This is a genomic window from Algoriphagus lacus (assembly GCF_003583985.1).
GTDB classification, from domain to species: domain Bacteria; phylum Bacteroidota; class Bacteroidia; order Cytophagales; family Cyclobacteriaceae; genus Algoriphagus; species Algoriphagus lacus.
Genome location: NZ_QXML01000023.1, coordinates 1 through 4030 on the forward strand (window position 1 = coordinate 1; position 4030 = coordinate 4030).

The 4030-nt window shown below is 40.0% G+C and carries 3 protein-coding genes; all 3 read left to right on the forward strand.

The features are described from left to right. The coding region (locus tag D0X99_RS20135) for a PorP/SprF family type IX secretion system membrane protein (protein ID WP_147392289.1) at positions 1 to 904 on the forward strand (904 nt) is incomplete at its 5' end. A 434-nt stretch (positions 905 to 1338) separates the two neighbouring features. Next, a complete protein-coding gene (locus D0X99_RS20140) occupies positions 1339 to 3066 on the forward strand; it encodes a PAS domain-containing protein (protein WP_147392290.1) in 1728 nt (575 codons plus the stop codon). A gap of 577 nt (positions 3067 to 3643) precedes the next feature. Then, the gene (locus D0X99_RS20145) at positions 3644 to 3970 is read left to right on the forward strand and encodes a YegP family protein (RefSeq protein WP_119479675.1); all 327 of its coding nucleotides are present in this window, start codon (positions 3644 to 3646) and stop codon (positions 3968 to 3970) included. Positions 3971 to 4030 lie beyond the last annotated feature (60 nt).

A 4030-nucleotide genomic window follows, 5' to 3' on the forward strand; every position in this document is an offset into this window, starting at 1 on the left:
TCTCCAGGCCCAGTCCCGGAAATTCTTCAGTCAGTTTTCCCATTTTCAGGGGTATTTTAATCCCGCACTTACCGGATATGAAGGAAGCGTGGTGAGAGGAATGGTCCGCAACCAGTGGGGAGGAATAGAAGGCGCTCCCAAGACCTATTTTGTGTCGGCTGAACTTGACTTCGGGGAGCTGTCAGGAGAGCTGGATCCGGCCCTGATGGGGAAAAATGCCCTTTCGGTGAACCTGCTTCAGGATAATTACGGGGCATTCAGGGAGAATGAACTGACCTTCAACTATGCGGCCAGGGTACGCCTAACCGAGAATCACAACCTACGTTTGGGTACCGGAGTAAGCTATCAAAGCATCCGGCTGGATGGAAATGCCCTGACGACGGAGGAAGCCAACGACCCGACCTTGGGGAAATACCTCGGTTCGTTCAGTAACATGAATGTGTTGGATTTCAATATCGGCATGGCCTTAACCCATGCCAACTATTACGTTTCCTATGGAATTCACCGGGTCAACGGAGGAGGGATTCAAAGCGGGGACGAGTTTATGGACGGGTATCCGGCAGAGCAGATGATCCAGGCAGGATATCGGGAAGCCTTGAATGAGAATCTGGCCATTGCGGCCAACGGGTTTTTCAGGTCTCGAAAAGATCTTCCGGATATCATGGAGTTCAACCTAAAGCTCCTGATGATGGACCGTTTTTGGTTGGGAATGGGCCACCGGGTGGATTATGCGACCAATGTTCAGTTGGGATTTATCACCGGAAAGCTTCGCATCGGATATGTGTATGAGTTTCCTATGGCGGAAAGCTACCTCTTACCCGGAGGAATCCATGAGTTTACACTGGCACTGAACCTATTTCGTCCGAATGAGCGGAGAACCAGGGAAGAGGTGATTATTTGGTGATGTTTTAAGGGATTTTGTCCCTCTACCTAAGAATGCAACTGGTTTAATTCTTTTCTCCTTCCCTTCATTTTTCTTTTTAAAGAAAAGAGGGGAGGGAAATTCTTTCCAAGAATCTCTGCCGAGTTTTTATTTCCCGTTTTCCGGATTAGTATCTTTTTATACCTACAAGTGCCCGAATTTTTATTTAGAATATTCATTGATTCCAATTGGGTGCTTTTGATTAAAAAATCATTCTAACCTTTGGTTAATAATTTATTTCTGAAAAGGGCTTTGGGTTATCTGAATCCATCAATTTGTTATTTTCATGTCCTTTTTTGATGGTTCAGAAATTTACATTTTTAAGCAGATCATTTATTTACGATTTGCTTTCAGTCGATTTAAATTAAATTTAATCTTTGAATTTTGAAGTTTTTTTAATCAGCTTCTTGCTCCACATGAATCCCCTTGAAATAGATTTTTTTATACCCCAATTTCTTAAAAACTCAGCAACCTATTATGTGATTGCAACGGATTTAGCCGGGAATTATCGGTATGTTAATCAGAGATTTGAAGATAAGTTTAGGTTTTTGGAGCCTGATTTTATTGGCAAATCATCCTTCATTGGAATTCACCCCGATGATCATCACGAAATAATCAATGCTGTAAAGGCCTGCCTGGGAAATCCTGAAAAAGTTGTCCAGGTTTTTTTAAGAAAGCCGATTAACAATAATCTGGACCATATTTGGTCCCAATGGGAATTCTCCAGCATTATGGATGGAAATGGGGACCCTATTGGAATCCTCTGCATTGGTCATGACATCACAGATTCGGAAAAGGCCAATCAACGGGCAAAGGATTTAGCACAAAGGGTCGATGCCATTTTGGAAGAGGTATCTGATGGATTTTTGCAATTAGGGATTGCTTTTGAGATCAGAAGGGTAAATACCAAGTTTGAACAGATGTTTGCATTATCCCGAAAAGAAATAATTGGCAGACAGGTGACCGATATTTTCACATCCAATTTGGGTCATAAGGTGCTGAAAAACCTGGAGGAATCCCTATTTAAGAAGGAACTGGCAGTGTTTGATGATTACTTCCCCTATTTTCAAAAGTGGTTTTCATTTACCGCATATCCTTCAAATGAGGGATTATCTGTCTTTATTCGAGATATCACTGAGGAGAAAAAACGTAAGGTTGCGTTTGATTTTTCTGAAAACAAGCTCAAAGCAGTTTTTGACAGCACACTTGACATTAATCTGCTGATTGGTTTAAACGGGGAAATCCTAAACTTTAACCGGAAAGCAGATGAGGTTTCAAAAAGAGTAAATGGATACAGCCTCACCCTTGGGGGAAGGATTGAAGATTTTTTACCAAAAGACAGTCTGGATGAATTCCGGCAGAATTTTCCAAAAGCACTTTCAGGGAATCGAATTGAGGTTGAAGTAGTAATTCATTTCCAAGGTTTACCGAATTGGTTTGAGGTTTCTTTTTTCCCGGTGGTGGATAGTGCTGAGGAGTTGATGGGTGTGGCAATGAATATCAGGAATATTAATGACCGAAAAATTGCAGAACTAAAGCTTAAAGAAAATCAAGAACTACTGGATGCGATGTATAACAGTACCTCTGAAGCTTGGACATTCTTTGACCCAGATTTCACCATTAAGTTCAGTAATAAAGAGGCTCAAAAAATTAATCTTTCCCTGTTTGGAAAAGAAGCCCAAATCGGAGACAGTATTCTGGATTTTGTCGTGCATACGCTTAGACCCGAATTTGAGGAATTGTGCGTCGAAGTGCTACTTGGGAATAAGATAACTATTCAAAGACAGTATGAAGAGCTGTGGTTGGAAATTGTAATGGAGCCTGTATTCGATAAACTGCAAAGTGAAATCATCGGTATCTCCCATATTATCCGGGATATTTCAGTGATTAAAAACAAAGAGGAGAAAATATTAAAACAGAATGAAGTCCTGAAAGAAATAACCTGGCACCAATCCCATGGGCTAAGGAGTCATGTCGCCAATATTCTGGCGCTGTGTGACTTATTGAATAATTATACTGCTGAATTTGAGAAAGAGCGGGAACAATTTATTGACTTAATATTTGGTGAGTCAAAAAAGCTTGATTTGGTAATCCATAAAATAGTAGCCCTGGCATCCAAGGAGGATTTGGATTACAATCAATAAGAAGACCTTCAAATCTGCTTTTAAGATCAACCCTTTTATGAAAGCGATTGGGTGAAAACCTTTCCTAATGTCTCAACTGGCGCAAGTATCCAGTCTTGTGCCCAAGTAAATGCAGTCTTTGGACTGATGATGGTTTCAATTTTCTACAGCCTTTGGTGACTGCACTAATTGCTTATTAGGCTTTCATTTTGCCGGCTTTCAGACCAGCTTCGCTAAGGAGAGTGTCATCACCCAAATTTCTTACTGTTCATATTGTAAGATTTTCGACCCCATTTCCCATTTCACTTGCTAACCTTAAAAAATTAGACATTTAAAGGATTCTAAATTTTTACAAGGGATCATTTTGGTCCGGTTACCGGGTGTCAGTTTACATCGGAGACAGGTGAGATTTAAACCTTTTTATTCCTTTTCATCTCAAAAAATACCCTGTACAGGGTATTTTTTAGTTCTAGATTTCCAGCTTTCTTGCAAGTAAGCACATGGGAAACAGTAGTTTGACTATCAAAAGCTTAACCTAATCCCAAATCTTCCAAACTGAATTTAAATTATGATTCAATCAAATTAAACTCTAAAAATCATGGGAAATTATGTAGTAACTAATACAAGCAATGGTCAGTACCGATGGGTTTTGATTTCGGTAAACGGAGAAAAACTGATCACAAGCGAAGCCTATGTTTCCAAGCAAAGTTGCTTAGCTGGAATTGCCAGTAGCAAACTCAGTGTGGCAGATTCTAATTTTAGAAAGCTGAATTCGACCAGAAATGAACCCTACTTTAACCAGATCGCAAATAACAATCAGGTTTTAGGAACAAGTGAAATGTATTCCTCTTCTTTTTCAAGAGATATGGGTATCGAAAGTGTGAAAAAAAATGCCCCAAATGCTACTATTGAAGACCGTACCTAAATACTCTCTGTAAGCTTTTGATTCCCTTCCCAAAATTGATTTTGGATACGATTCATCAAG

Coding starts and splice junctions, on each gene's coding strand:
- D0X99_RS20140 (WP_147392290.1), top strand. CDS start 1,339: ATGAATCCCCTTGAAATAGATTTTTTTATACCCCAATTTCTTAAAAAC.
- D0X99_RS20145 (WP_119479675.1), top strand. CDS start 3,644: ATGGGAAATTATGTAGTAACTAATACAAGCAATGGTCAGTACCGATGG.